This is a genomic window from Leptolyngbya sp. 7M (assembly GCF_018128485.1).
In genome coordinates this window covers 1,450,588-1,477,232 of the sequence record NZ_CP070897.1, presented here as the reverse complement: position 1 = coordinate 1,477,232, position 26,645 = coordinate 1,450,588, and the positions used below count along the sequence as shown (strand labels likewise).

Here is a 26,645-nt window from a genome sequence, read left to right as displayed (position 1 = left end):
AGTCCATCGGGGCTTTTGACCATAAGTATTAAACGACTAGCGAACGAATGCCGACGGAACAGGTGTATCTCCGGCCAAGCCGAACTGCGTTATCAACATGCCCGCGGTGGTCCTGTCGATGAACCAATTTGAATTCGACGTTCGGAATATTGCGGGGTCGAACCGTCCATCACCATCGTAATCGCCAGGGACCGGAATATCTCCAGCCGAACCGAACGGGAATCCATAGAACGAATTGTCCTCACTGCGTAGGATGTACCAAAATCCGTTAGACGGACGCCAAATTGCCGCATCGGTCTTACCGTCTCCTGTAAAATCGCCCGGGATCACACGATCGGTCGCCGTACCAAACGGGAATGCAACAACTCCGGCGGAGCTTCGTGAGATCCACCATTCACCGCCGGCCCCCCCGTTCGGCCTGTAGATGGCAAGATCCGCGATGCCATCGCCGTCATAATCACCTACTGCGGGAAGGTCTCCGGATTGTCCGAATTGGGTTACCTGAGTGCCGCCAGCCGCAAACTGGATGTACCAGATACCAACCGACGGGCGGAACAGAGCGAAATCATCGCGGCCGTCACCATTAAGGTCACCGGCTGCCGGGATATCGCCTGCCGATCCGAACGGGAAAGAGAAGTAGGAATAATCCTCGCTTCTTAGGACGAACCATTGACCGGTTGACGGACGAAACAGTGTAAAGTCGGTCTTGCCATCACCTGTATTGTCGCCGGGCACGATCACATCAGTCGTAGCTCCGAACTGAAGAGCGCCCCCACCGCCGGCGAGCGCGCTATACCACCATTCGCCGAGCGAGCTGCGGTAAATCGAAAGATCGGAACGTCCATCACCTGTAAAGTCGAACGGCGCGGACTGCGTCTCTGGAGCTTCGGCAAAATTATACGCAACTAGCGAAAAATGCTGGTCTGTCGCATCTGCATTGCCCAGAATGCCGTCGCCGTTCAAAGCTGTTGCATTGACCGTGATAGTTATCGGCGTTCCGGCAGCGATCCCGGCAGGAAGAAATACGTTCTCAACATTATCGACCGTGCTAAAAGCTCCGCCCGTAGCTGAATGTCCGTTTGAAAACACATTGCCACGATATAGATTCGCCCCGACCTGTACAGAAAGATCGAGATTATTTACCAATGCCGGATTGGAAACACCTGGCGGATCGGTCCAGACCAACGTTACCCTAAAAGGTTTTGAGGGGTCTCCGACCGTGCCTGAATAAACGACGTTTTGGCCAGGACTGAAGAACTCCTGCGTTTCGTTCACGTATTTCATCGGAACGCCGGTGTTCATCATAAACTTCATATTCATTCGCCCCCAGCCCTCGTTGCCGTTCGGGATAGTGGACGTATTTGTGATGCTGCCGTTCATTTCTTGGCCAGTGCTTATGATCGCGGCCTTGATCAGAGAAGGTCGCGGCATTGCTCCGGCATTTCTATCCCTCCAATACTGGGTGAAAAGGGCCGCCGCACCCGCGACCTGCGGTGCGGCATGTGAGGTGCCAGAGCTGTAAGCATGATTTGCATCAAAACAGGAGGTAACTGATCCGCAAGTACCGGCCCGGCTGCCGGTGATCACAGTTCCCGGAGCAGTGATGTCGGGCTTGATCCTGCCATCCGCTGCAGGGCCGCGGCTGGATGTGCTTCTGAGATCGTCCATATTGTCCGCACCAGTACCGCCAAGCTCTGTTCGGATATTCTCCGAATTTGCAACGGCGATCGTGTTCTTTGACATCTTTGGACGAGTGAGCCCAGACGTTCCGGAGTTACCTGCCGAGAAGATGATCGAGAATGGATCAATGCTCGCTGCGAACGAACCATCGCGCACAAGACCGTCATACGTCGCTGCAAATGAATCGTAGCTGTTTCCGTTCGTACCTGAGCCCCAGCTATTGTTTGAAATGGTACCGCGCACGCCGTTCGGGCCGAGCGTGTTCAAAGCATCGTCAACAGCCTGAGCATCGGTCGTTGTATTCCCGCTCTTTAAGAATGGAATGTTGATAATATTTGCTCTCGGTGCGACACCGATACCATAGTTGTAACCGGTAGGGTCGAGGATACCGAATGGCGTCCAGCCGGCAATGATGCTTGCGTTGATATGCCCATGGCCGCCCGCCGCACCGGCCGTAGCGCCGCGAAGCGGGCCATCAATTGTATTAGAGGCAGTTACGTAAAATCCGCCATTTCCGGGAATGCTTATGCCGTCGTCTGAGACCATAACGGTAACACCCGTGCCGTCGGCTCCAAACTGTGCCAACGGATCATATCCCGGCGGGTTCAATGTGGTTACGTTAACGTAATTCCCGGCAACTATCTGAGCAGCTCGTTCGTCCTCGATCTGAGGCCTGATGTATGGATCGATGCGGAAAACGTGCGGAAGCCGGATCACACTTTCCAGCTCTGAAACCGGCATTTCAACCCGAACTACGTTAAAGAAATTGTTCGGCAGCCGATTCTCGCTGATCACGCGCCCACGGATCGATGAACGAAATTCGTTAGCGACAAGACCCACATCTGCCCTTGAGAAATATGCTATGTCGAATGTGGCGACATTATCTTTGACAGTATCCACAAATGACTTCAATTCTGCTGGCATCTTATGATCTGGCAAATACTCACCGACCCAGCGAACCCTGGAGTGCTCCGCGGCGAGACCCGCTGAATTAAAGGAACCGTAAACTATGAATGCCTGGTGCGGAACATACTGGATGACCTCGAGCCCAATATCACGAAGGCTATTTAGAAGCTGATCATCCGTCGCCGCACCGAACTGAACCACGAAGTACCCTTCTGTGTCAGATGATCCAACCGACGCCGCGATCGAACTGGCCGGCGGCGTTTTCACTGGATCGAAGGAGCTACCCGGAAGATGGACGGTAGTTTCCAGACGCGTTATGTCGGCCCCGCCTTGCTCAAGCTTTCGCCGGTCTTTTGTTGCGACGATGGCTGAATTCCCGAAGTCCTGAACAAACACTAAGTCTTTCGCATGGCGGTCGCGTTCTTCCAATGATCTGAAATTTACCCTCACCAATTCGAAGTCCTTGTTTCGTATCGCTTCGGTCAGACTATCTGCCGATGCAAAACGTGCGAAGGCTCCTTTGAATTGCGGCTCGGTTCGATGTTGGGCTAACGGCTGTTCTGAACCGGAAACTATCCACGCAATAAATGCGGCAAGCGCAAAGAAGGCCAATGCTCCTATACGCGAAGAAACAGGTCTCATGATCTTACTGGAATCCTCCGGAGTGTTGTTTCGATAAAGTAATTTGAGGATACCACGTTGTTTCCCGAAGTGCTATGGTTTTCGAATGCAAAACCCGGCCTCTCTCAACAGAAACGCCGGGTTTGGAATGCCTGTTTTACAGAGGTCAGCTCAGATCGTTGGAACAAGGATCATATGCACACGGCGGTTCCTCGCTCGGTTTGCATTTGTGGTGTTCGGAGCTATCGGCGTATGTGAACCCATTCCGCGCGGTTGGATACGGTCTCCAGCAACCCCGAATTCCGACATTCGATTTGCAAGTGCCTGTGACCGTTGCTGAGTCAATATTTCTAGCTCCACTAAGTCTCCGCTGTTGTCAGTATGCGATTCGATCGTGATCCGATAATCGGGATTATTGGCAAGCAGTTCGCTGATCGCAAGAAGTTTTGAATCCGAACCGGCCGCAAACGATGTCGAACGGATGGCGGACCAGAAATTTTCGGGAAGCGTCAAAACGATTCCGCGTTCGTTTTTCGTTACCGCTCCAAAGCGGCGAAGGGCGGTCATCAGAGCAGGTTGATTGGCCTCGATGGCGGCAATCCGCTCCTCCCGCTGTCTTTGTGTTTCCGCCTCGCGTTCACGGTTCTCGTAGGCTGATATCCGTGCCTTCAAATTCGACGATTCTAGCTGAAGCCTTCCAACTTCTTCACGCAAACGCCCATTCTCGGCCCGGAGGTCGCGGATCTGATTCTGAAAATTCTGCACATCACGCTGAGAAAGTTCCTTATCACGAGTTTCAGCAGAGAGTTCGGCACGGAGGTCCTCTATCTGATTCATCGCGTCTGTGAGCTTATCTTCGAGTGCCCGCATCTCCGCATCTGTTCTAGTCTTTTCGTTCCGTGCCTCTCGTGCTTCACGACGGGTCATCGCCACCGATTCCGCTTTCACAGCGGTTGCGATAGAGCTTCGGGCCGTAACATCAACCGTTTCTTCCGGACGGCCTGCACGCCACGCCTCTTCCGCCGTTTGAAGCAGGGCCTCGGCAGACTCAAGCTCTTCGGTTGCATCGCGATCCGCGCCGGCAAAGCGGGCAAGAGCAATTGCCTGCTTTGCCTGTAGAATTGTTGACGGAGTTTTCGAATAATCTACCTCTGCTATCTCTGGCGTCCGCGCATCGCGGAAATAATCACTTGCATTACCAAAATACTGCACCGCTGGGATCGTGGCGATTACCCGTCCGCTTCGCGCTACAGGATTCAAATTCTCCAGCATTATTTCCTGACTTGGGCGCCTGACCAGAAAATGCGGCTCGGCGGTGATTATCAGCGCAAAGGTTTGCAAGCGAGTAGTTACGCTTATCTTGGAATCGAATTCGAAGAACCCGCGACGTTTTATCTCGCCGAGATTATCGATCTGCCCTTCGGGCGAGATCGCCCAGAGAACGTAGGTCGCGTAACCTTTCCCAAGTTCGAATGGGCGCGGCATTTTCGAGACCGAAAGATCTATTTGTGTGCCGTTTCGACTTGTACGTCGGATGCGAGCCTCGCCCTTCATTCTTGGAAATCGGGTAGTGCCGCGGAAGGCTACAGTCACCTGTTCATCAAGTGGATAAGTGATCGCAGTGGTGCGGCGGCCGATGTCCAATTGGGCAAATGTCGTTCCGGACACAATGAGGATAAAAAATGTGAATAGAGTGCCGAATTTGGTCCTGGAATTGATCATAACTTATTTACTCCGAAAGAATGGCCTAGATTGAAAGATGCCATATCCTCTTTGTTCGTTGCAAACAATGGCGATTTGGACAACCGAGAACTGAATAACGTATAGTCTTGTATTCCTGATAATTGCGATGAACGACCTGAGACTCCTGTTGAGATATGTTCGGCCGCACTGGGTCTCTTTTCTTTTTGCGTTCATCGCGATGGGGCTTGTCGCTTTTTTTGAAATGGCGACAGGGGCTTTGCTTATACCGATCTTCAATCAATTCGTCCCGCAAAAGTCGATCCATTCCGACATTTTATTAAACCTGCATCGAATGATACCGCAGGATGATTGGTTTGCTGCGTGGACGGCGATCGCCGCCATTCTTATCACGATCACGATCGGAAAAGGCCTGTCAGAATACTTCTCATCTTTTTTGATGGCAAAGATAGGACAATCGGCGGTTCTCGATCTCAGACGCGAACTTTATGATCATCTGTTGAAGCAACCCGCCTCGTTCTTTGAGAAACACCGGATCCCGCAAAAACTGAAGTGCGCTTCCGGCGCAGCGAAGCGGTGAAAGATGTGATAGCAGAGGCGGTCCGTGCATCGCTCGCGGGAGCAGGAATCCAGTTCCGATCGAATGAGTCAACCTCAGATGAAATGGATCTGAACGACAAGAGCGAGCCTCTTTCACAGACGGGAAACCCTTTCGGACCCATACTTGAACAAGCAACGCTTTCCCTTGCGACCGAAGCTGCCGTGACGGAAATTCGATCTGAACTTCCTGTCCGGTCTGCTGCACTTGATTCTTCTGAGATCGAGAGCGAATACCTATCAGTATCTGATCAGCCAAACGATCATACTCAATTAGAAAACATTGCAGAAGCATTTGAACAAGCTGCGAATGAACGCTATGTTTTCAGCGAAGAGAATGTTTCAGTTGAGGTTGCCGCATTTGCCGAGATGCCTCCGGTAGATTCCGCGGTACGACTCGTTAAGGAAACCGAAATAAGTGATGTTGTTAAGGAAAAAATAAAACCGATCGCGCAGCTTCACGATAGTTTCATAATCGCTGCTGATGACGAAGGTCTTCTTCTGATCGACCAGCATGTTGCTCACGAACGCATCCTTTTCGATAAATACCGACGCCGCGAAAGCGAAAGAGCGATCGAATCGCAGAATCTGCTTATACCTGAGACCGTTGATCTGACGCCTGCCCAATCAGAGGCCTTCTCGTTGATCGAAGATGAACTCACCATGCTTGGATTTGGCCTGATGAGGCTTTCAGGCCGCACTGTAGCAATAAGATCTATTCCTACTGACCTTCCTCCGGCGGAGGCAAGAAACCTTTTCGCTGAAATACTTGATAACATAGATCCTGGAAAACGCGGCTCGGCGAAATCGTCATTTCGTGATGACATCGCCGCAAGTCTTGCATGCAAGGCAGCGGTAAAGATCAATATGAAGCTTACACCGGAGAAAATGCAATGGTTGATCGATCGGCTGCTTTTGACCTCGTCGCCGACAACTTGCCCCCACGGACGTCCCGTAATACTCCGTCTTTCGATGAAAGACATCGAACGAGGATTTCACCGAACATAATGTAATGGAAAAAGAACCCCTCGACGAAAAACCTGCCCGCTTTTGGAACTGCGTTTATGCAAGCGTTGTAGCTACGACCTTCTTGGTGGTGATGCTTTTATGGGCGTTCTCCCGTTATTTTGGCGATTAACGATCTGTTGATCTAGAGAAGATCCTTGATCAGATCCGTCCGTCGACATGATTTGCTTGGTCTCTATTTCACGGCAAGATGCTTCTCAAAAAACCAGAGAATACGCTCATATTCATCGGCCCAACTCTCAGGCCGGACAAATGCATGATTCTCCGATGGATAAAGCATCGCCTCAAAGTATTGAGTCTTTTGTAATCGAATGAGCTTCTCGATTAGCTGAATGCTGTCCTGAACATGAACGTTGTCGTCAACCATTCCGTGCAGTATCAGCAAAGGCCGTTCAAGTTTATCGGCGTACGCGATCGGCGAGCTCCGCTTGTAGGCTTCAGGATTTTTATCTGGGAAACCCAGACGCTGAGCGGTATAAAATGGATTCGCAGCGTAGTAATTCTTCCAATCGAAGACAGAACGGAGAGCAGCCGCGGCCGCTATGCGTTCGGGGGCACGCATTACTAGCATGCCGGCCATAAATCCTCCATAACTGCCGCCGTAAACCCCTATGCGTTTTTGATCCACGGCATAATTTTTGACCATATGGTCAATAGAATCAATGTGGTCGTCAAAATCCTTTCCGCCCAGAAAATCGTAAACATCCGTTCTCCAATCGCGGCCGTAACCCGCTGAACCGCGATAATCGATGTCCAGAACCACATAGCCTTTTTTCGCGAGCATGTCATTGAACATAAATTCGCGATAATAGTTGTTCCAGCCATTGATCACGTTCTGAAGATAGCCGGCTCCATGGACGAAGATCGCCATCGGATACTTTGTTCGCGAATTTTTGTTATGTCCGGGTGGAAGATAGATCTTTGCCGGTATCCTTTTTCCGTCTCGGGAAGTTATCTCAATAAACTGGGGAACGGTCCACGTTCGCTCTGAGAATGTCTTTGGAACAGTTTCGGTCAGTTGGCTCGTGTTAGAAGTAAAGTCGCATCCTTTACATAGCTTTACAGCGTAAAGATCCGAGGGCTGGTTCCATCTTGAATAATCATAAATAAGTACCTGTTCACCGCTATCTGAGAGCTGCGGACTTCCCTTCATTCCTACGCCGTGAGTGGCAAGTTTAACTCTGGAAGCATTCCTTGGGTCAACAGTATAGAACTCGCGTTCCAAATAAGAATTTTCCGTAGAAATGTAGACGATCTGCCCGTCAGTCATCCATCTAGCCCATTCTACCTGCCAGCTTCCTTTCGTTAGTTGCTCGATCTTTACGTTTGAAGTGAAGCCAGGCGAGCCTTCGGCAACCCGATCATTCTCGTTAGTCACGCTTCCTGACGATCGTATCTCAGCCTGGAGGGTTGCGAGATAAAGATGGTTGTAGCCATCGCGCTCGGAACCAAAGAAGAGCTGTGCGGGATTGTTTGGATGCGGTTCAAAAATAGTAGAAAGCGGGGCCTGCCACTTATCGTCAGTCTCTTCCGTGATGAGGATTATCTTCTCGTCCTTTGCCCCAACGTTGTAAATATAGAAAAGCTGACGGCGTTTTGTGTCTTTATCCAGACGATCTACGATGAGCGAACGGTCGTCCGATGCCCACACCATCCGGCGAAAGCTGGAAACGCCCTCATGCTTTGGCAGTTTTATTTCGTGTGGTGCCTGACGGCTGCCGTCCGTCGGCATGAACATAAGTCTCTGCTCAGACCAGCCTCTTCGCGGCCCGCCACCTGTAACATATTCCGGCAAAAAATTCGGAACGATCAATTGCCGCTGTTTCGAGCTATCCGTAACCACATAAGCGGCCATTTTACCGTTCTTGCTTGTTGCGACATTACCGATGGAAATGAACTGTTGCTGGTTAGCCTCATGTGTAATCTGTGTGATAGTTGCATCCGAGATATTCAGAACAAAAGCATTTCCACCCTGCGAAAATATTATTCGATCGTTGTCAAGAAAACGGGCGCCGAATTCCGGGGCTTGCGTCTGCGTATAACGTTTGATTGATCGATCCGCAAGAGTCATCAAGAAAATATCGCCGGAATGCGTAAAAACAAGCCGTTTTGAATCGGGCGACCATTCAAAGTTGCCAAGCTGATTCTCACGGTCGCGGACAAACTGGTCCCGCATATCCACACCATAATTCAAAGGGTTCGGACGTTCCGGCGGACGCTGAGGCTCCGGAAGCTGGCTAGAGCTAAGTATCTTTTCCCGTGCACCGCCGCTTGTGGACACTAGGTAAAGATCTCGCTTTGGCTGGCCTTCGGCATTCCACAAAAAGATCACCTTGGTTCCGTCCGGAGATAATTTCTCGCCGGAAACGCGCTGCCCAGCTATTGATGGCTCGGCCATTATCTGACGAACGGTCAGACTTTGGGCGACAGCACTTGAAACGACGAATATCAGTAAGAGTAATGCGAGCGGTAGTGAAGAAAACGATGTTTTTTTCATACTTATATGCGAAGATAAAACCGTTGGGCGCACTTTTTTACAATGGAATGGAATGATTATAAACATTATATGGGTGATTTGCCGAAACCAAAACGACCGAACAAAAAGGGTACAGAGAAATTACCTATAGAAGAAAGAAGCTATTACTACGATGATGCTCACGGTTACGAAGATTATGAGGCCGACTACGAAGGTGAGAACCTTGATGACGATATTGCCTATAGCAACGACGAATCGGCCTGTTAATTCGGGCTTGCTGTTATATCAACCGCAATGTTTCTCCAGCCCCCCTGGTTGAATCGTATAAAGCTAAGTAAGAACCTCGTAAAATGACCTGCCAAAATAGCAAGCCAGATATGAATGGCTTCAAGGCCCACCGTCTGCTGAACAACAAAACAGATCGTCAACGGCAGAACAAGCTGAGAAATTATCGAAATGTACATAGGGCTTTTAGTGTCGCCGGTTCCCTGCAGTCCGCCCGTATAGGTTAGAGCCATCGCAATGAATAGACCGGAAAGACTAAGCGTTCTTAAAAGTTGGGTGCCGATCGAAGTTATTACTGGATCGGTCAAACCAAACAGCCCCAATATCTTTTCTGGAAAGAAAAAAAAGAATATCCCTAAAAATGTTGCTCCGGCCAATCCGAACCTCGCAGCGGTATGTACCGCCTTTAATGCTCGATCAGGCTGTCTTGCCCCGAGATTCTGTCCGGCGACCGTCGCTGCCGCTCCCATCAATCCCATCGATGTCCAAGTAATCAGCGAAAAGACCTGCATATATGCTACGGCATATGCCGCCTGAGCCGCAGCGCTTTGTGCGAGCGAACCGATAAAGGCAAGCATTGCGACACCGCCGATGTTCATCGCAATACCCTGGAAGCCAGCGGGCAGACCAAATTTGAAAAGCTTTTTTATCACATCCCAATCAGGTGCGTATCCGCGCTGAGGGAACGATACCACCCAACCACCCGATACAAGTTTCCATATCGAGTAAATAGCAACAAGTCCTGCAGCAATGACCGTCCCCATCGCCGAACCTATCGTTCCGAATGCCGGTACCGGACCTACTCCAATGATCAGAACAAAGCTTAAAACCAGGTTCAACAAGGTCATAACAATGCCGAGGACCATCGGTGTCCTTGCATCTCCGGCCGAGCGAAGGGCTCCGCCAAGCATGAAGAAGATCAGCATCCCACCGCTGAAAACATACATTATCCTGAGATATGGAAGGGCTTCAGACTGCACCTCAGGTGCCGCATTTACCAGATCAAGCAGGTATGGTGCGGCCAAATATCCTATAGGTGCGAGGACCACAAAGGCAAGAAAGGCTGCTGTTAGAAAGGCTTGATATACCGTGCGATTGACCTTTTCTTCGTCGCCGGCACCCACAAACCTGGCAACAAGCACATTCATTCCAATAAAGATCGATGAAATAAAAACGATAACAACGATCCATAGCTGAACGCTGACGCCTATTGCAGCATTTGCCTTACCACCGACAAAATTTCCGACCAGAACATGGTCTATGATTCCTTGAAGTCCGCTGAACGCATTCGTCAGCATCGTGGGCCATGCGATCTTCCATACCGCACGAGCCAATGAGCCCTCAATTATAGAACGGTCGTATTTTACGGTAGTCGGTTCGGAGGTCTTTGAATTATTCGTTTCCGGCATCGACTGTTTTTCTGAGGCTTCGGCCATAATTTCGTCATTCGGACATCACGAACTATAGGACAAAATTATACGCCTCGCGTGGCCGACCGGCTAAAGGTCAACTAGAATTTTGAAGCCAGCATATACCATTCGCTTATAATCGAAAAGCACTTTATCCGGTCCTGTAAGTTCGGGATCGGACATTATTTTCTTCATTGTTGCCTTTCGATGAGCTTCAGATTTGAATTCGATGGTCGCGAAGATGACGGTTTCGCCGGGCTTGAGTTTGAGAAGTTTGTCAAACCTTGCGACCCCTTCAGCTTCAAGATCCGAAGCAACGTATTCGCGATAGCGTATTGCTCCATTCTTAACAAATATTTTTCCGGCCTTGGTCGCGACCTTCTTATAATCAGGAACGTTAGCTTCGGCGATCGGTAGTAAGTAAAGATCAGCGTATTTTGACATAATAATTCTCGTTATCTTAATGGCAATATTGAGCGAAGCCGATAGTCGCGCAACCAAATACCTAGCCATGCCAGCATCGGAATAATGATCTGGACGATGACCGGATCGCCAACGCGCAGATGGGTTGCGATCGCACCGCCCATATATCCGGTTACGAGGATAGCTCCAACGACCGCCGTTTGTGGTATCAGAAACAATATCGCCGATAAGATCTCAAGCACGCCCAGAGTTGCCATTTGATCGGCACGCCAGCCAATGTGCTGTAACCCCTGTTCCGCCTCGGCATTCGGGGGCATAAACTTAAAGATGCTACTCGCCAGAAGAGCAAGCCCGACCAAAATACTGATGGCCCAGCCAATATAAATAAGTGGTTTTGAGCCCGTATGCCTCATTTCATTTTCCATGTTAATCTCCTTTAATTGATCAAACTGTGACGTATTCAATAAGCCGATCAAGACATGCGCCCCAGCCGCTAATATGTTCATCTCGGTACGGCACAGAATCAAATCCCGTGTGCTCGAGTATAAGCCGCGTTCCACCATTATACTGCTCAAGCGAAATGCTTACTAAAGTGTCGCACAAAGCGTTTCCGCTTGTGTCCTCCCGTATCCACGTGAATGCCAACGAGGATGGTTCATCAATGATCTTGTATTCACCGGTCACCCAATGATCTTCGCCCTCGGGCGAACGCATACAAAAACGATACTTTCCACCAACGCGGAAATCTACATCGCAATGCGGCAAGGTAAAATCGTTCGGGCCCCACCAGTTAACGAGATGCTTAGGCTCTGTCCAGACCTCGAAAAGTAGGTCTATTGGAGCGTCAAAAATTCGTTCCAGTGATAGATTCGCCCCTTCAGTCCTTATAGCTGCTGCAACTTCATTCATACTTCTTTTCTAGCTCCTAAGCGGTAGAAGAGCCCGAAGCCTTGCCTCCCTAAGATACAGTCCCAGCCAGATAAGTATGCCTATATAGACCGGGAAAAGCGTGTGTGTGAAAAGAGGGCTTTCGACGCGGACATGTGTAGCGACTGCACCTCCGAGATAGCCGGCAAGCAAAATAGCCCCCAGCACTGCGGTCTTCGGGATCAGATAAAGTACCAGACTTATCAACAGGATCGCACCGATAGGCCCGATGAGATGTTCGGGATAACCGAGCCCGACTGTCGTCTCAACGACGGGTTCAGGCTTAACAAACTTCATAACCGCATCCATCAAGAGAAACAGCGCCGGAAGCGCGGTAATGATGTATCCTGCCCAGGGCCGCTTATCGGTGTTTGATTCAGTCATTTTGTTTGATCGCTCCTTTTTCGATCTCCTCTGCCAGCCGGTTCAGGCTCTGCTGCCAGCCTTCGATAAATCCTTCATTACGTGCGGCTATACGATGATCTTCCGACGCCAAAAGAGTGTGGATAGTGAGCTTGGTCTGTTTACCGATATCAGCAAAAATTACCGTAACCGTGGCGTCCGGGGGGATGCCGGCACCGCAGCCGGCCGGTTCATTTGGCGGGCCGTCGTAAACAATTCGTTCGGGCTCAACCACCTCGCGAAATGTGCCCTTGCAGGGATATATGTTGCCGTCGGGGCCATTCAGGTTGATAAGAAAGGTTCCTCCGGGCCGGAGATCGACCTCGCAAGGAGGTGCGTCGAATCCACGCGGCCCCCACCACGAGGAGATGTGGTTCGGATCGGTCCACGCCTTCCAGACCAATTGTCGGGGCGCGTCGAATATTCGAGAAATGACGATCTCGCGGTCGCCCTTGAGTTCTCCGGAGACGTTCTGTTCAGGTGAAATGTTCATAGTGGCAGTTGTTTTTGTCTTAATTTTCCGCCGATCCAGGCGCAGGGCAGAGCCAACGCCGCAAGCGCAACCGGATACCAAGCAGGTGAAAGATCCATCGGAATCACCACTATCGCCGCTGCTGAGGCTCCGACCAAGCCAATGAGTCCAAGGATCAAAGCATGGAGCATTGGCCGGCCCGGCGCAAGAAATGCGGTCAAGTAGCACCCCGCTATCGAGAGAACGGTCCGATATGCGGTTGCAAGCAAAAGCATCCATGTAACGTGCAACCCCTCCTCTGGTGGTGGGAATACGCCCATTGCCTCTAAGATCTTGTCCGCCGCGTTGTGTGATATGACGATAAATGCCAAACCCGCGACGACAGCTCCGAAACTCTTGATCACTTGCTGCATCATTTACGCTGGCCTCATCCAACTCAATGAAATGTCCAAAAGAGCTTGCTTGTGTTCTTGGAAGTAAGCGGCATCCGGAATGGTCGCAACTGCCCGGTCTGCGGCCGCCCACTTCAAAAGGCCTTTTGGATCGGAAACGGTAACACTCCCCTGCCCGGAGGGGTTCGCTCCTCGATGAAAAACTATCTGGAAACAGTTTCTAGGCTGTAGTTTGAATGTGATGCGATCCTCTCCGTTCCAACAGAAACTTGGCGCGTTCCACTTGATCTTTTCGGTTACCAAGGTATCGAGTCCTAGTATCAAATGTCTCATTTCATCGATCTCGGACTTGAACGGGTGTTCGAGACCGGAAATGAGTTCGGAAACAAGATTGGTCTCATTCTCTTTGATCGTAGTCGTTGCCTTTGCCATATCATTAACTTTGCGCTGCTTCGAGAACTATCCTCAAGTCTATTTTCTTCATACCGGTATTTCTTGCGATCCGCGGCGACTGGAAATTCAGCGATGAAGAACTTACCGAAGCCATAGCACGCATCATCGCGGCACAGCGTTCCTTTTGGAAAGACGATTGGCAGGAGCATTTCCTAGTCACTCTAGTCCCGATACTTGAAGCACCGAACGCGCTTTCATTCGGCTGCACGGGACTTCACGATTCATTCGCCCTGTTTTCCACGCAGAACGTCAGCATCGCTCGGCTTCGGTCGATAATCGCACACGAATATGCTCACAACTGGGTCCCCGGAAGGCTGGGCCGAATGCCGAAAGACGATCGTTCGATGTACTGGTTCACCGAGTATTACACGTATCTGACGATGTTTCGCGCCGGCCTGATCTCGCAGGAAACCTTGGTGGCGGAATATAACGATCTCATCCGCGAATATTGTCTTTCGCCGGTTCGGAATGAGTCCAATGAACGTATTATCCGAGATTTCTGGTCAGATCCAAGAGTGCAGCGGCTGCCGTATCTTCGAGGCTTTATGCTCGCATTGAACTGGAACGCCGCCATCCAAAGGGCGAGCGGCGAGAAAAGATCTCTTGACGATCTTATGTTCGATCTGATGAAGACATCAGATAGCGGTAAACGTGAACTTTCCCCGTCGTTGTTCGCTGAAAGGGCCTCACAAATAGTAGGCAGGGATGTGGCCGGAGACTTCGAACGGCAGATCGAGCGCGGCGAAACAATTGTCCCTGCAGCAGACGCTTTGGGAAGCGATGTAGGACTCAGAATGGAATCCCTGAAGACATTCGAACTTGGATTTGATCTTGAAAACCTTTCAAAGACCAAAGAGTTTTCCGGCGTGAAGCCCGATACCGCCGCATATCGGGCAGGATTACGCAACGGACAAAAGCTTATCGGTGGTTTGTCGGTTGCCCTGAAGGACCCTACGAAACAAGTAGAGTTAAAGGTCGCGGACGGTAACGCCGAGAAGATCATAAAGTATCTTCCCGCGGCCGCGGAGCCGGTAAGTTTTCCTCAGTTCTTCATACTAGGCAAAAACGTCAATTAACGAATTCGCCGGCAACTCGCGATCCGCGATCGTTCACTCAGACGATGTAAGACTTCGCAGTCGGGCGGCTTGGATATATAATTCCCTCAGATCCTGTTAGCCTGAATTAAACCTATGAGAAGAACAAACGTCCTGGCCGCGCTTTTACTTTTTGCTGCGGCCGCATTCGCACAGCCTTACACCATCCAGCAATATTTGAGTATAAAGTCCGCCGGCGGGCCAACATTTTCGCCTGACGGGAAACAGCTCGCTTATACGACAAATACGACGGGCACATCGCAGGTTTGGTTGATCGACCTCCCGCAGGGCAAACCGCGCCAGTTGACCAACTACGAAGACAATGTCAGCTTCGTCCGCTGGCTTCCGGACGGAAGCGGATTGATCTTCGGAAAGGCGCGCGGCGGTGATGAGAACACTCAGTTCTTCTATATGAAGCCGGATGGAAGCGGTGTCCGTGCGCTCACCGACGATCCTCGGGTCCGCCACAATTTCGGCCAGATCTCGTTTGACGGCAAGACGATCTATTACGGCTCCAATAAGCGTGACCGGAATTACTTTGATATTTACAGGATGGATATCGCTTCGGGCAAAGAAGAACTCATTTATCAGTTCGACAGCAATAACAGTGTTGCGGCCGTCGATCAATTCGGTAAAAAGCTTGTCGTATCTCGGTCTGGTGGGGAATTGTCTCTCGACAACAACCTTTTCCTCGTTGATGTGGCAAGCAAGAAAGAGACTTTGATCACGCCGCATACGGGCTCAGCTCAGTTCGGCGATGCAGGCTTCTTGCCGGATGGCAAGTCGCTGGTTTTTGCGCAAAACGACAATCGGGAATTTTATAGCTTGTCGCATATGCGGCTTCGCAATCCGGCACGTCCTGATGATTGGAGCGATGCAAACCGCGAAGTTCGAATTCTTGACGATACTCAATGGGACATAAGCGGGATCGAGCTGCCCGACTACGCAAGCAGGTTCGCATATGTCATAAACCGCGAGGGGTTTTCGGAGCTGTATATCAAAGAAATTGAAACCGATGGGAAACCGCTGCTAACGACCTTCCTAAACCGCAAGACAAAGGTTGAGCTTCCGGCTCAAGGAATTATCGGCGGGCTTGCTTTTTCAAAGGATCAGGACAAGCTTGCTTTTTCTTTCAGTTCATCAAAACACAACGGCGATATTTGGATCTATCACATCGAGTCGAAAAAGCTAACACAGGTAACGCAAAGCGACCGGGCCGGAATTGACCCAGCGACCTTTATCGTTCCGGAACTCATAAAATTCAAGACCTTTGACGGGCGCGAGATCCCGGCGTGGTTCTACCGGCCAAAACTTAATGAAAACCGGCCGCGAAACCCATCGGACGACGGCCCGCGTCAGAGGGGCAACACAGCAACCGCCTACTCGGTGATCGTTTCTATCCACGGCGGGCCCGAAGGACAATCGCGTCCCGGATTCAATCCGCTTTTTCAGTACTATCTTTCGCGGGGATATGCAGTGCTCGATCCGAATGTTCGCGGCTCGACCGGATATGGAAAGACGTATACGCATTTGGACGACGTTGAAAAACGTGAGGATTCAGTAAAAGATATCGCCGCAGCTCACCAATGGCTTACGACAAAAGGCGGAGCTGATCCGCGCCGCATTGCCGTTATGGGCGGCAGTTATGGCGGTTATATGACGATGGCGGCGATAACGCTCTATCCTGATCTCTGGGCCGCAGCTGTAAATACCGTCGGGATCGTGAACTGGGAAACATTCTTGCAAAACACTTCTGGCTATCGGCGCCGCCAGCGCGAGGTCGAATATGGGAGGCTTGACCGAGACATCGAATTCCTTCGAAGGATCTCGCCGATACGAAAGATCGACCGGATCAAGACACCTTTGTTCGTAATTCACGGGAAGAACGACCCGCGGGTGCCTTACACCGAGGCCGAACAGGTCGTCAAGGCTCTTCGCGAACGTAACGCCATCGTTGAATACAAGCTATATGACGACGAGGGCCATGGCATCTCAAAACTGAAGAACAGGCTGGAACTGTATCCGCTGGTGGCAGATTTTTTGGATAGGTATTTGAAGTAGTCAGATGGAAGGTATTACTTCCATCTGAGAATCAGGCGGAGTATTCCTTCTAGCTGCGAATGCCGATCAAGCTGCCTTTGCAACGGCGATATCAACACGCCGGCCGGTGGCATCCGATTCCCGAGCGGCATCGAGCACCCTTTGAACTTTCACGCCATCGCTGAATGTTGCTGCGTTTTCGATATCCGTTCTTCCTTCGGCGATAGCCTCGATAATCTTTGGCGCAAATGCCCGGAAGCCGCTAGGGAATCCGGAATCCAGCACGCCTTCAATGCCCGGCGGGATGTCAACCTCCACGGGTGACCAATCTTCATCACCATTCTTTGAGATATAAATGTGGCCGCGGTGTTCTATCCTGATAGAACCTTCTGTCCCGAAAAACTCGATCCTGTTTGTATAACCCGGCCCTTCGAGCATCGAGATGGAAACCATACCGGTAGCGTCTTCGGTTAGCTCACTTTCGCGAAATCTAAATATCATCAGTGCTTCATCATCAGTAGTAACGCGTCGCATCTCGTACCCGTAAGGCCTTTCCTTTATGTGGGATTGAAGCTGACAACAAACAGTTGATGCTTCGGTGCCGAGAAACCAATTGAAGGAATCGATTATGTGAGAGCTGATCGCACCGAGAGCACCGCCACCTGAATTGATATCAGACCACCAGTCCCACGGCTGCTTCGGGTCGCCGCGATGTGGTGCCCGGAAATTGTACTTCGCGTGCCGAATCCGCCCGATCGCTCCGTCGCGCAGCATCGCATACGCCTTTTGCCGCCCCGGCAGAAAACGGAGTTCGTGATCGATAAGAGCAAGCGTGCCCGAGCCTTCTGCTGCGGCTACCATTTCCAATGCTTCAGTAATGTTCATCGCCATTGGCTTTTCGGCAAGGATATGTTTCTTGTGCTCTAGAGCGAACAGCGTCATCTCGCGGTGCATCACCGGCGGCGTGGTGATGCAAACGAGATCAACCTCCGGATGCGAAGCCGTTTCACGCCAATCTGCGGTAAAATGCCCGATGCCAAACTCCCTGGCCGTTGCCTCAGCGTTTTCCTTGCTGCCGCTCGCAACTGACACCAATCTGGCTTCGCTGCAGAAAGAGAAACCGGGTATTTGAACACGCCGGGCAAAACCGGTTCCGATAAAGCCTATGCCAACCTTTTTCCCCATGGTTCAATTTCAAAAAATATTACCGCAAAATGCAAAAGGCCGAGCTGTACAAAATCGCTCGGCCAGTTATTCCAAGATATCCGCGGATTACATCGGGATCTTCAGTTCCTGTCCCGGATAGATCTTATCCGGATGATTGAGGATATCACGATTGTGGTCCCAAATGGCTTTCCACTGGATGCCGTACTTGCTGGCGATCTTTGACAGATTGTCACCCGAAACTACTGTATAGGTATGCATTCCGCCGCCGGCGGCAGCTTCAGCAGTTTGGATGTTAAGGATCAGGTCGCCCGACCTGAATTCAGGGTCGAGCCGTTCATATTCATCCCAAAGCTGCTGTTTGGCTTCCGCTGAGGGCGCCACGCCGGTAATGATAAGTGTCCCATTCTCGCCTTCGGTCAACTCGTAGGTCGTACCATTCTGATTGGCAAGATCGAGAAGTGTCTGATATTTTTCCTGTACTGACATTTCTGGTTCCTCCCTGCTTATTTACCCTTCTTAAGTTCGTTCTTTATCCCCGTAATCCCGGACTGCATCACAACCTGAACACATTCGGCATATTTGGCATCCGGGACTTCGCCGGAAACGGTCACTGCACCGTCTTTGGCCTCTACCGTCGCTCCGGTACATCCGGCCTTCTTTAGGTCCTCGGTTATCTTACCGGTCTGTGCCTGATCAGATGCTGCCGGAGTTGCTACGGGAAGCGGACGCGTTGTTACATTGTTCGTAACGGATTTGATGCCTTCAACAGCACGAGCCGAGGCTTCCGCTTTATTCTTGACAGTAATATCCGCGACTTCCCCCGAAAGTGTCGCCACGCCATTACTGACCGCCACCGAGACGCCGGTAACCTTATCCGCTGCCAGCTTGTCCTGAACCGCCTTTTGAAGGTCGGCATCACTTTTTCCACATGCAGCCAAAAAAGCAACCGCTGCTATACTTAATATCGTCAGAAACTTTATTTTCATTGTTCCTCCAGATTTTCGAGACGTTTCTAATATCAAATTCCCATGATCGCAAACCCTACTTGCCAGCAGCGATCCCGAAAACACGCTCGGCTAAAACGACCGAGCTAACCAACTGAATCAATGGCTAATATCTTGATTCATCGCACGTCAAATTTCAACTAAAATTTTGGATATTCATGATAGCACCTGTTCGGCGATCTGTTGGGCTATCTCATAGGAGTTAAATTCAGGCCGGACTATAAAATGCCAATCCGCGAGGCAATACACAGACTGCCGCGAATCAAAAAGCTCCTGCGCGGCTTTCTTGTTTCGTGCAAGCGGCCGCTCCTTTCTGGATTTGCGTATATTTTGCCAGCAGTGTTCAAAGGTTGATTCGAGCCAGACGCTGATAAGTCCATGTGATCGAATGATCGCTCGGTTACGTTCAATGGTCCATGTACCGCCGCCGAGCGAGACGATCGCTGCGTCTGTATCAGCCAGTAAAGTCTTTAGATGCTCAGTCTCAAGATCGCGATAGGCCGCTTCCCCATCGTGATCAAAGATCTCGGCGATCTTTCTTCCGCTGCATTTTTCTATGTAGCGGTCAAGATCTACCTGTTTAAACCCAGTTATCGCAGACAGGTGGCGCGCAACGCTGGATTTGCCAACACCCATAAAACCTGTTAATGCGATGCTGTTTTTTGCTTTCATCGGACTAACGAACTGTAACCGATTCCAGCTCTCGATAAAAATTCGGAAAGGAGACTGAAGCACATTCGGCTCCTCCGATCTTGGTCTCACCTTCCGCAAAAAGCGCCGCTACGGAGCACGCCATCGCGATACGATGATCACCAAATGAATCGACGCGCGCTCCGAAAAGCCGCGAATGTTTTACACGGAAACCGTCGGGAAATTCTTCGATGTCCGCACCCATTTTCCTGAGATTCTCAACCATTCCTGCGATCCGGTCAGATTCCTTTACCCGCAGCTCTGAGGCATCGCGAACCTCAATACCCGGAGCAACCTTGGTTCCCAGAACTGCAATGATCGGCAATTCATCGATTAACCCAGCTATACGCTCGCCGTCTATAACAAGTATCGAAGGCAGGGACAGGACATTCTTCGAATTGCTGATATGAATATCTGCAAAAGGCTCACCGGCGGAGACTCCGGGACTCGAGTGATCCGCTTTTACCCCAAGTTCCGATAGAAGGTCAAGGAACGCGACCCTGGAGGGATTCGTACCGACTTTTTGGAACGTTATTCTTGACCCCGGAAGACAGGCGGCCGCTACGGCAAAGAATGCGGCACCCGACGGATCTGCGGGGATCTGGATATTTTGACCATTCAGTTCACTTCCGCCGGAGACGGCAATGCCTGTCGCTCCTTCGGCATCAAACTCACGAAGGTCTGCTCCGAATGCTGCGAGCATACGCTCGGTATGATCCCGGGTTTCCGTGGTCTCCGAAACTATCGTTCGTCCCTCGGCATAAAGACCCGCTAATAGAACACAAGATTTCAGCTGGGCGGAAGCTACGGGCGCTTCGTATTCAATAGCCTTCAAGGGCTTGTGGCCGCTGATCCTAATAGGTGCGTGTCCTTCACTTGTTTCAATAGCGGCCCCCATTTGTCTGAGCGGCTCTGCGACACGCTCCATCGGACGCCGACCTAGCGATGCATCACCGGTCAATTCCGTTTGGAAAGGCTGTCCTGCCAAGACGCCGGCGAGCAAACGCATCGTTGTGCCGCTATTTCCGCAATCCAAAGGAGCTTGAGGCCGGCGAAAGCCAAATTTACCCTTTCCGGCGATCATCACCACGCCGCCGTTTCTCTGAACCCCGATGCCCAATGCCTCTAGACATCGCAAGGTCGAGTGACAATCGTCGCTATCGGCAAAGTTGCCTATTACCGTTTCGCCATTCGCGAGTGCACCTATTAAGGCGGCACGATGAGAAATGGATTTGTCGCCCGGAAGTTTTACATTACCAACGACAGAGCTGGCTCCACTTATTCTCATACACAAAGATTTTACTTTGTTTCTGCGGGATTTGTCTTGACACAGGCATCTTTAAGCCGATAACTTACAATAAATAACGTGAACAATACTCAGGAATACAAACTTCCGACACGCATAGAATCGGTCGATGAAGCCGCGGTAAGTGCAGAGCGTTTTGCGCGCGAGAACGGCTTTGGTGATGAAGTTCTTTCGGCCATAGACCTTGCGGTACGCGAATCGGTGGCAAATGCGGTAAAGCATGGGAACAAATTCGATGAGACGAAGGTCGTCGAACTGCGTTTTGCATGTGTCTCCGAGGGCCTTGAAATATGTGTCCGCGATTTTGGCGCAGGCTTTGAAGTTGACGAGATACCGGACCCGACCGATCCGGAAAACCTTTTGAAGGCCAACGGCCGAGGCATATTGTTCATGCGTTCTTTCATGGACGAGGTTGAATGGTCTTCGGCCGTAGGCGGCGGAATGATGGTTAGAATGTTAAAAAAGGTCTGAATGTCAGCTTGTTCTTGGACTTTTAAGATATATATGTTCTACAATCGGCTTTCGCTTTCATTTCAATTAATCAAACTTAGGAGAAGAAAATGTCTGATATCACAATTTCTGAACGCCAAGCGGGCGATGTTTCGATCCTTGACCTAGAAGGAAAGGTGACGATCGGCGAAGGAAGCGTCGCATTGAGGAATGCCATTCGCCGTATGCTCGGCGAAGGGAAAAACAAGATCCTTTTGAACCTTGCCGGCGTTGGTTATATCGACTCCAGCGGTATCGGCGAGCTCGTTTCTAGCTTCACAGCTGTGAACAAAGAAGGAGGATCGCTGAAGCTGCTCAAACTTACCCAAAAGATACAGGACCTTCTCGCCATCACAAAGCTTTTGACCGTATTCGATGTTTACGACAGCGAAGAAGACGCTCTCGCATCGTTCAATTAAAGATCGAACCTGTTCAGCCGGATCTGGGTAAAGGCGAAAGCCTTTGCCCTTTTTCGTATGAAGGGCATCCTGAAACTTCGGCGACACATCCATATTCATTAACCTTTGATGGTAAACTATAATTTGCTATTTATTCATAGTTTTATGAAAGCAGTTCTTGCATTGATTGCATTGGCAATTTTTTCGACCGACTCGTTTGGCCAGCTTCCGGTCGGATTTATCCTTTACTCGCGAAAAGTGTATCAAATGTATATTTGACATCGGCGGAAGTGAGGACCTTTCCATTGTGGAACTTAACATTGTCGCGAAGTGTGAAAGTAATAGTCTTTCCATCTTCTGAAGAAGTTATCTGTTCGGCCATCTCGCCAACATACTCGAAATTATCATTCTTCTTGACCAACGAGTTGAACATCAAGTTCCGGACCCGTTCTGCCGCTGCATCAGAAGTTGCGGACGTTAAGGTATCAAAAGTAGAAAACGGTTCCGGAAGTGCGATCGTAACGTGTTCAGAACTGTTTCGTCTGCATGAAGCGAACAACAATAGGGAAAGCGTGACTAAAATAATAATAACTCTATTCAAAGATAAACTCCTCCGAATTTTACAACGCGTTTTTAAGCTCGACGATCTCCTGCGAAAGGGCTTCAATGCGGGATACATCAAATGGCAAGGGTTGCATAATATGCGACTTCAAATCAAGTATGCGCCCGATAGATAGGTCGATACTCTTTTCAGATATGATTTCATTATTCAGCATTTCTGCAATGGATTCATGAGCTCGCCGGATGTTATCTTGTCCTGCACATATGGCTAGCATATCGTTTCCAGCGGAAATTGCCATTCTAGCTGCCTCGTCGATGCCATAATTTTTAATGATCGCTCCCATCTCTAGGTCGTCTGTTAAAACGACACCATTGAACCCCAATTCGTTTCGAAGTAACACGTTAATTACCTTTGGATCTAATGAGGAAGGTAAAACCCGGCCAGCCTGATCAGAAGACTGGAATGCGGCCTTTGGGTATGCGGCGTGTGCGACCATAACAAAAACCTCATGGAATTTGGGCAAAAGTTCCCGATAAGGAGCGAGGTCAATATCGTCTAGCTCAGAACGTTCTATTTCAATAACCGGTAGATCTTCATGAGAGTCAAGCTGAGAGGCCCCAAGTCCCGGAAAATGTTTCAAACAACCAAGAATGCCAGCTGAGCGAAGCTCGCGAAGAAAGGCACCGGACATTTCAGTCACAGACCGAACTGAATCACCAAAATTTCGCGATCGGAGTCCGTTAACATAAGAAGAGCGCTCTTCATTGATAACATCGACAACAGGAGCAAAGTCTGTGTTGAATCCTAGCCTGCGAAGTGTTTCACCGATTATTCGCCCAAGTTTGGCTGCTTGGTCTCCGGTCCTTATCTGTGAGGCGGCCGGCATAGGTTCGATGATCCTGCGAAGTCGGTCAACCGCGCCGCCCTCTTGGTCGATGCTCAAAAAAGGTTCAATAGTCGAAGCTGATCGTATGCCGTCAAGCAATTCACGAGTCTGGGAAGCGGACTTTATATTGCGAGCGAATAGACACACCCCTCCCGGTTTAACAGTCTTGATCAGTTCAAACGTTACATCATCAAGTTCTGGTCCCGGCAAGCCAATAAAGAAAAGCTGACCAATTTTCTCGGCAATACTCAGCGACTGAGGATATTTAGCGTTAATTCGCATCTAATTTAATTAAAGTATCGGTTTAGGTGTAGGCGCTCCAACAGTTAAAGTGCTTGGATAAGTAACGAGTTTCGTGGCGGAGCCTGTCAAACAATTTTTCGCTTAATATCTTCGACCAATTGTTTGATCTCATTAGGGGACAGATTTTCTATCTCCGCGTGTCTTAGCTCTTCAATAACTGCCTCATTCGCGATGGCAAACAATGAATTTTGTATTGTTGCTGATCGGCCCGCCGCAGTCGCGATGCCGCGATCCTTCTCATGCTCATCGGCAAATATAGCAAGCTCATATTTTTCAAGCTTCTGGAGCACACTTCTAGCCCGATCAATTACCGGCTGAGGGAGTCCAGCGAGTTTAGCTACGGCGATCCCATATGATTTTGACGCTTTTCCTTTTTCAAGTCGATGTAGAAAGACGACATCACCTCTGTCCTCTGTCGCCGCCATCTGATAATTCTTGGCTCCCGGCAAATTCTCCGCAAGTTCGGTCAGCTCATGATAATGTGTTGCGAAGATAGTCTTTGCAGCTCGATCAACCGAATTATGGAGATATTCGGCAACTGCCCAAGCGATCGAAAGCCCGTCGAACGTAGAAGTTCCGCGCCCGATCTCATCAAGTAAGATCAAGCTACGCGGGGTCGCATTATGGAGTATCGCTGCCGTTTCGGTCATTTCTACCATAAACGTAGAACGTCCTGAGGCGAGGTCGTCGGAGGCTCCAACGCGTGTCCAGATCCTATCAACGATAGGAAGCCGGGCAGAAGCCGCAGGAACAAAAGAACCAATTTGTGCAAGTATCTGTATCAGCGCGACCTGTCTCAGGAGAGTAGATTTGCCGCCCATATTCGGCCCAGTTATCACAAGAAGGCGGTAGGTCGAATTATTCAAGTAGACATCGTTTGGAACGAATTCGTCACGAATATTGGCCTCAACCACTGGATGCCTTCCTTTCACGATCTCGATCTCGTCGCTTTCATGGATCGAGGGAGCCACAAAGTTTCTACGAGCTGCGGTCTCGGCAAGGGAAGCCAGAGCATCAAGCGTTGCAAATGCCCGAGCAGTAGATCTGAGTCGGGTCGTCTCGTTTCGGACTGTTTCAAGTATTTCAGAATAGATACGGGATTCGATGGCCGCTATCTTTTCCTCAGCTCCGAGAACTTTTGCTTCCCATTCTTTCAGTTGGGGCGTCGTGAAGCGCTCTGCATTGGCAAGTGTCTGTCTTCGCTCGTAGTCATCGGGAGCACGCGAAAGTTGGGCCTTCGAAACCTCGATGTAGTAACCGAATACATTGTTGTATCGCACCTTGAGAGTTGATATTCCAGACCTTTCCCGTTCATTTTGTTCAAAGCTAGCGATCGCAGATTTTACTGATAAGGAGATTGAGCGTAGTTCATCAAGCTCTGGATTGAAACCATCTCTAATGATCCCTCCATCCGATAGATTGGCTGGGGGCTCATCGACAATAGCTGTAGAGATTATCTCCCTAATTTCCGGCAACTCGAACATGTTCTCGACTAATACCTGCAGCAAGGGAGACCTTGTATCCTGAAGTAGGTCGATGATGGAAGGAACTTGTGCCAGCGAACGTTCAAGGGCAAGCAGGTCGCGCGCCGGCATTGTTCCCACGTGTAAACGTCCAATAATACGTTCAAGATCGGTGACATTCTTAAGGTAAAACCTTAACTCCTCTCGAAGGATCGGTTGGAAAAGCTCAGCAACAGCTTCCTGACGGGTCATTATTTCCGAGCGCTTGACCAATGGACGTAGCAGCCACGATCTGAGCAAACGTCCACCCATTGCGGTTATTGTTTCATCAATTATTGAGATCAATGTACGTCTGGGGCCATCCGTCCGCGGTTTCAAAATCTCAAGGTTGGCTAAGGTTACCGCGTCAAGTACCAGAAAATCTGAGTTGTCAATGAATCTAAGCTCAGATATATGGATTGCTGACGTTTTCTGCGTATTCTTTGCGTACCTCAAACACTCTGACGCGGCTACGACCGCGGCCGGATGTTCGTCAAGGCCGAAACCCGAAAGCTCGCGGACGTTGAAGTGTCTCTTTAAGTTTTCTGCCGATTCCTTTAGGTCAGCGAACCCTTCGATCTCGGTGACAGATGTTCCGTTAGGTGATGGCGTAACTTCTCTATTCTCGTTAACAAACGAGGCAGCTAAGTCTAGATACCCCAATTTGTTAGAGATAAGATGCTTATGTTGCGTCTCAACAAGAATCTCACGGGGAGAAAAGCGTTCTATATGTTGGATTATCGCTTCCCAGCCGTCCTTTTCTTCTGTCTCCGTTGTTAATATCTCTCCGCTGGAAATATCAAGAAACGCTGCTCCGATGCGATCTGCGACAAATGCGATCGCAGCTAGGAAAATGGATTCGGTTGGTTCAACTAGTTGTTCGTCGATTGAAGTGCCAGGCGTAATGACCCTCACCACTTCGCGTCTTACAAGCTTTGTTCCTTTTCCGGCAGGTTCGGCCTGTTCGCAGATCGCAACCCGATAACCTTTTCGAACAAGTTTAGAGATGTAACTAGCAGCAGCGTGGTGAGGGACTCCACACATTGGGATTGGGTTAGGAGAGTCTTTCTGGCGGGCAGTCAAGGTTATTTGGAGTTCACGTGCACCTATCACCGCGTCCTCGTTGAACATCTCGTAAAAATCGCCTAGACGAAAGAATAGCAAAGTGCCCGGATAGCTTTTTTTGATCTCCAAGTACTGCCGGAGCATCGGAGTGACTTTTTCCATAACAGAGAGTTGCCTGTCAGGCGATTGTGAGTTTACCGAAATCATAAACGGATTTAAACTTCGCGGTTTTCAAAGGTTGTTGCATCTGTTAATCTAATTATTTTGAAACTAAGGGTTTCGGACGCGACAATAATGCGAACAACCGGCAGAGAAAGATAGCAATCAGAATGATTGGTAACTAATATCTTTGTCATATTGATGTCGCAT

Annotated in this window: 26 protein-coding genes; 7 read left to right on the top strand and 19 right to left on the bottom strand. The window is 50.0% G+C overall.

All coding sequences use genetic code 11. The features are described from left to right. Positions 1-36 precede the first annotated feature (36 nt). Together JVX88_RS06990 and JVX88_RS06985 are read right to left on the bottom strand one after the other, a co-directional pair. A complete protein-coding gene (locus tag JVX88_RS06990) occupies positions 37-3,228 on the bottom strand; it encodes a S8 family serine peptidase (RefSeq protein ID WP_211626615.1) in 3,192 nt (1,063 codons plus the stop codon). 150 nt (positions 3,229-3,378) lie between these two features. Beyond that, positions 3,379-4,929 (bottom strand): OmpA family protein, encoded by a 1,551-nt coding sequence (locus JVX88_RS06985; protein ID WP_211626614.1) that lies wholly within the window; start codon positions 4,927-4,929, stop codon positions 3,379-3,381. Between the two features lie 127 nt (positions 4,930-5,056). On the opposite strand from JVX88_RS06985, the gene JVX88_RS06980 reads away from it, so the two are divergent. Both JVX88_RS06980 and JVX88_RS06975 read left to right on the top strand, forming a co-directional pair. Further along, positions 5,057-5,488, top strand: a complete 432-nt coding sequence (locus JVX88_RS06980; RefSeq protein WP_211626613.1) for an ABC transporter transmembrane domain-containing protein — start codon at positions 5,057-5,059, stop codon at positions 5,486-5,488. After that, complete coding sequence (locus JVX88_RS06975; RefSeq protein WP_211626612.1) at positions 5,485-6,513, top strand: hypothetical protein; 1,029 nt, start codon at positions 5,485-5,487, stop codon at positions 6,511-6,513. The genes JVX88_RS06980 and JVX88_RS06975 overlap by 4 nt, the downstream gene beginning before the upstream one ends. Positions 6,514-6,706: 193 nt before the next feature. On the opposite strand, the gene JVX88_RS06970 is transcribed toward JVX88_RS06975, so the two are convergent. Then, entirely contained in the window at positions 6,707-9,028 is a 2,322-nt protein-coding gene (locus tag JVX88_RS06970; RefSeq protein ID WP_211626611.1) for an alpha/beta fold hydrolase, read from the bottom strand. Positions 9,029-9,097: 69 nt separating this feature from the next. Between JVX88_RS06970 and JVX88_RS06965 the strand changes: the two genes are divergently transcribed. After that, entirely contained in the window at positions 9,098-9,274 is a 177-nt protein-coding gene (locus JVX88_RS06965; RefSeq protein ID WP_211626610.1) for a hypothetical protein, read from the top strand. On the opposite strand, the gene JVX88_RS06960 is transcribed toward JVX88_RS06965, so the two are convergent. The 8 genes from JVX88_RS06960 to JVX88_RS06925 form a co-directional block, all read right to left on the bottom strand. Then, positions 9,271-10,728: an MATE family efflux transporter gene (locus tag JVX88_RS06960; RefSeq protein ID WP_211626609.1), complete on the bottom strand. Its 1,458-nt coding sequence runs from the start codon at positions 10,726-10,728 to the stop codon at positions 9,271-9,273. The genes JVX88_RS06965 and JVX88_RS06960 overlap by 4 nt on opposite strands. A 63-nt stretch (positions 10,729-10,791) precedes the next feature. Continuing rightward, positions 10,792-11,145 (bottom strand): DUF1428 domain-containing protein, encoded by a 354-nt coding sequence (locus JVX88_RS06955; RefSeq protein WP_211626608.1) that lies wholly within the window; start codon positions 11,143-11,145, stop codon positions 10,792-10,794. Positions 11,146-11,156: 11 nt separating this feature from the next. After that, on the bottom strand, positions 11,157-11,549 hold the full coding sequence (locus tag JVX88_RS06950) for a DoxX family protein (RefSeq protein WP_211626607.1): 393 nt from the start codon (positions 11,547-11,549) through the stop codon (positions 11,157-11,159). 19 nt (positions 11,550-11,568) lie between these two features. Then, positions 11,569-12,033 carry an SRPBCC domain-containing protein gene (locus JVX88_RS06945; RefSeq protein WP_211626606.1) on the bottom strand — a complete coding sequence of 155 codons (465 nt, stop codon included), beginning with the start codon at positions 12,031-12,033 and terminating at the stop codon, positions 11,569-11,571. Between the two features lie 9 nt (positions 12,034-12,042). Further along, positions 12,043-12,435 (bottom strand): DoxX family protein, encoded by a 393-nt coding sequence (locus tag JVX88_RS06940; protein ID WP_211626605.1) that lies wholly within the window; start codon positions 12,433-12,435, stop codon positions 12,043-12,045. Beyond that, positions 12,428-12,946 carry an SRPBCC domain-containing protein gene (locus JVX88_RS06935; RefSeq protein WP_211626604.1) on the bottom strand — a complete coding sequence of 173 codons (519 nt, stop codon included), beginning with the start codon at positions 12,944-12,946 and terminating at the stop codon, positions 12,428-12,430. The genes JVX88_RS06940 and JVX88_RS06935 overlap by 8 nt, the downstream gene beginning before the upstream one ends. Beyond that, on the bottom strand, positions 12,943-13,341 hold the full coding sequence (locus JVX88_RS06930; RefSeq protein WP_211626603.1) for a hypothetical protein: 399 nt from the start codon (positions 13,339-13,341) through the stop codon (positions 12,943-12,945). Before JVX88_RS06930 ends, JVX88_RS06935 begins: the two co-directional genes overlap by 4 nt. After that, the gene (locus tag JVX88_RS06925) at positions 13,342-13,749 is read right to left on the bottom strand and encodes a DUF1801 domain-containing protein (RefSeq protein ID WP_211626602.1); all 408 of its coding nucleotides are present in this window, start codon (positions 13,747-13,749) and stop codon (positions 13,342-13,344) included. Positions 13,750-14,093: 344 nt separating this feature from the next. Here JVX88_RS06925 and JVX88_RS06920 point away from each other — a divergent pair, with 344 nt between their 5' ends. Together JVX88_RS06920 and JVX88_RS06915 are read left to right on the top strand one after the other, a co-directional pair. Then, positions 14,094-14,846, top strand: a complete 753-nt coding sequence (locus JVX88_RS06920) for a hypothetical protein (protein ID WP_211626601.1) — start codon at positions 14,094-14,096, stop codon at positions 14,844-14,846. 114 nt (positions 14,847-14,960) lie between these two features. After that, entirely contained in the window at positions 14,961-16,925 is a 1,965-nt protein-coding gene (locus JVX88_RS06915; RefSeq protein ID WP_211626600.1) for an alpha/beta hydrolase family protein, read from the top strand. A gap of 66 nt (positions 16,926-16,991) precedes the next feature. Here JVX88_RS06915 and JVX88_RS06910 read toward each other — a convergent pair whose 3' ends face one another. The 5 genes from JVX88_RS06910 to aroA form a co-directional block, all read right to left on the bottom strand. Continuing rightward, positions 16,992-18,089: a Gfo/Idh/MocA family protein gene (locus JVX88_RS06910; protein WP_211626599.1), complete on the bottom strand. Its 1,098-nt coding sequence runs from the start codon at positions 18,087-18,089 to the stop codon at positions 16,992-16,994. An 87-nt stretch (positions 18,090-18,176) separates the two neighbouring features. Next, the gene (locus tag JVX88_RS06905; protein ID WP_211626598.1) at positions 18,177-18,557 is read right to left on the bottom strand and encodes a LysM peptidoglycan-binding domain-containing protein; all 381 of its coding nucleotides are present in this window, start codon (positions 18,555-18,557) and stop codon (positions 18,177-18,179) included. 17 nt (positions 18,558-18,574) lie between these two features. Further along, a complete protein-coding gene (locus tag JVX88_RS06900) occupies positions 18,575-19,057 on the bottom strand; it encodes a BON domain-containing protein (RefSeq protein ID WP_211626597.1) in 483 nt (160 codons plus the stop codon). 174 nt (positions 19,058-19,231) lie between these two features. Next, the gene (locus JVX88_RS06895; protein WP_211626596.1) at positions 19,232-19,747 is read right to left on the bottom strand and encodes a shikimate kinase; all 516 of its coding nucleotides are present in this window, start codon (positions 19,745-19,747) and stop codon (positions 19,232-19,234) included. Between the two features lie 4 nt (positions 19,748-19,751). Next, a complete protein-coding gene (gene aroA / locus JVX88_RS06890) occupies positions 19,752-21,053 on the bottom strand; it encodes a 3-phosphoshikimate 1-carboxyvinyltransferase (RefSeq protein WP_211626595.1) in 1,302 nt (433 codons plus the stop codon). 78 nt (positions 21,054-21,131) lie between these two features. Between aroA and JVX88_RS06885 the strand changes: the two genes are divergently transcribed. Further along, positions 21,132-21,542, top strand: coding sequence for an ATP-binding protein (locus tag JVX88_RS06885; protein ID WP_211626594.1), 411 nt, complete (start codon positions 21,132-21,134; stop codon positions 21,540-21,542). Between the two features lie 89 nt (positions 21,543-21,631). Continuing rightward, entirely contained in the window at positions 21,632-21,979 is a 348-nt protein-coding gene (locus JVX88_RS06880; protein ID WP_211626593.1) for an STAS domain-containing protein, read from the top strand. Positions 21,980-22,196: 217 nt separating this feature from the next. On the opposite strand, the gene JVX88_RS06875 is transcribed toward JVX88_RS06880, so the two are convergent. The 3 genes from JVX88_RS06875 to mutS form a co-directional block, all read right to left on the bottom strand. Continuing rightward, a complete protein-coding gene (locus JVX88_RS06875; RefSeq protein ID WP_211626592.1) occupies positions 22,197-22,559 on the bottom strand; it encodes an ABC transporter substrate-binding protein in 363 nt (120 codons plus the stop codon). 19 nt (positions 22,560-22,578) lie between these two features. Beyond that, positions 22,579-23,688 carry a glycoside hydrolase family 3 protein gene (locus JVX88_RS06870; RefSeq protein ID WP_211626591.1) on the bottom strand — a complete coding sequence of 370 codons (1,110 nt, stop codon included), beginning with the start codon at positions 23,686-23,688 and terminating at the stop codon, positions 22,579-22,581. Positions 23,689-23,774: 86 nt separating this feature from the next. After that, positions 23,775-26,438 carry a DNA mismatch repair protein MutS gene (gene mutS, locus JVX88_RS06865; protein ID WP_211626590.1) on the bottom strand — a complete coding sequence of 888 codons (2,664 nt, stop codon included), beginning with the start codon at positions 26,436-26,438 and terminating at the stop codon, positions 23,775-23,777. Positions 26,439-26,645: the final 207 nt, after the last annotated feature.

Coding starts and splice junctions, on each gene's coding strand:
- JVX88_RS06990 (WP_211626615.1), bottom strand. CDS start 3,228: ATGAGACCTGTTTCTTCGCGTATAGGAGCATTGGCCTTCTTTGCGCTT.
- JVX88_RS06985 (WP_211626614.1), bottom strand. CDS start 4,929: ATGATCAATTCCAGGACCAAATTCGGCACTCTATTCACATTTTTTATC.
- JVX88_RS06980 (WP_211626613.1), top strand. CDS start 5,057: ATGAACGACCTGAGACTCCTGTTGAGATATGTTCGGCCGCACTGGGTC.
- JVX88_RS06970 (WP_211626611.1), bottom strand. CDS start 9,028: ATGAAAAAAACATCGTTTTCTTCACTACCGCTCGCATTACTCTTACTG.
- JVX88_RS06965 (WP_211626610.1), top strand. CDS start 9,098: ATGGGTGATTTGCCGAAACCAAAACGACCGAACAAAAAGGGTACAGAG.
- JVX88_RS06960 (WP_211626609.1), bottom strand. CDS start 10,728: ATGGCCGAAGCCTCAGAAAAACAGTCGATGCCGGAAACGAATAATTCA.
- JVX88_RS06955 (WP_211626608.1), bottom strand. CDS start 11,145: ATGTCAAAATACGCTGATCTTTACTTACTACCGATCGCCGAAGCTAAC.
- JVX88_RS06950 (WP_211626607.1), bottom strand. CDS start 11,549: ATGGAAAATGAAATGAGGCATACGGGCTCAAAACCACTTATTTATATT.
- JVX88_RS06945 (WP_211626606.1), bottom strand. CDS start 12,033: ATGAATGAAGTTGCAGCAGCTATAAGGACTGAAGGGGCGAATCTATCA.
- JVX88_RS06940 (WP_211626605.1), bottom strand. CDS start 12,435: ATGACTGAATCAAACACCGATAAGCGGCCCTGGGCAGGATACATCATT.
- JVX88_RS06935 (WP_211626604.1), bottom strand. CDS start 12,946: ATGAACATTTCACCTGAACAGAACGTCTCCGGAGAACTCAAGGGCGAC.
- JVX88_RS06930 (WP_211626603.1), bottom strand. CDS start 13,341: ATGATGCAGCAAGTGATCAAGAGTTTCGGAGCTGTCGTCGCGGGTTTG.
- JVX88_RS06925 (WP_211626602.1), bottom strand. CDS start 13,749: ATGGCAAAGGCAACGACTACGATCAAAGAGAATGAGACCAATCTTGTT.
- JVX88_RS06920 (WP_211626601.1), top strand. CDS start 14,094: ATGCCGAAAGACGATCGTTCGATGTACTGGTTCACCGAGTATTACACG.
- JVX88_RS06915 (WP_211626600.1), top strand. CDS start 14,961: ATGAGAAGAACAAACGTCCTGGCCGCGCTTTTACTTTTTGCTGCGGCC.
- JVX88_RS06910 (WP_211626599.1), bottom strand. CDS start 18,089: ATGGGGAAAAAGGTTGGCATAGGCTTTATCGGAACCGGTTTTGCCCGG.
- JVX88_RS06905 (WP_211626598.1), bottom strand. CDS start 18,557: ATGTCAGTACAGGAAAAATATCAGACACTTCTCGATCTTGCCAATCAG.
- JVX88_RS06900 (WP_211626597.1), bottom strand. CDS start 19,057: ATGAAAATAAAGTTTCTGACGATATTAAGTATAGCAGCGGTTGCTTTT.
- JVX88_RS06895 (WP_211626596.1), bottom strand. CDS start 19,747: ATGAAAGCAAAAAACAGCATCGCATTAACAGGTTTTATGGGTGTTGGC.
- aroA (WP_211626595.1), bottom strand. CDS start 21,053: ATGAGAATAAGTGGAGCCAGCTCTGTCGTTGGTAATGTAAAACTTCCG.
- JVX88_RS06880 (WP_211626593.1), top strand. CDS start 21,632: ATGTCTGATATCACAATTTCTGAACGCCAAGCGGGCGATGTTTCGATC.
- JVX88_RS06870 (WP_211626591.1), bottom strand. CDS start 23,688: ATGCGAATTAACGCTAAATATCCTCAGTCGCTGAGTATTGCCGAGAAA.
- mutS (WP_211626590.1), bottom strand. CDS start 26,438: ATGGAAAAAGTCACTCCGATGCTCCGGCAGTACTTGGAGATCAAAAAA.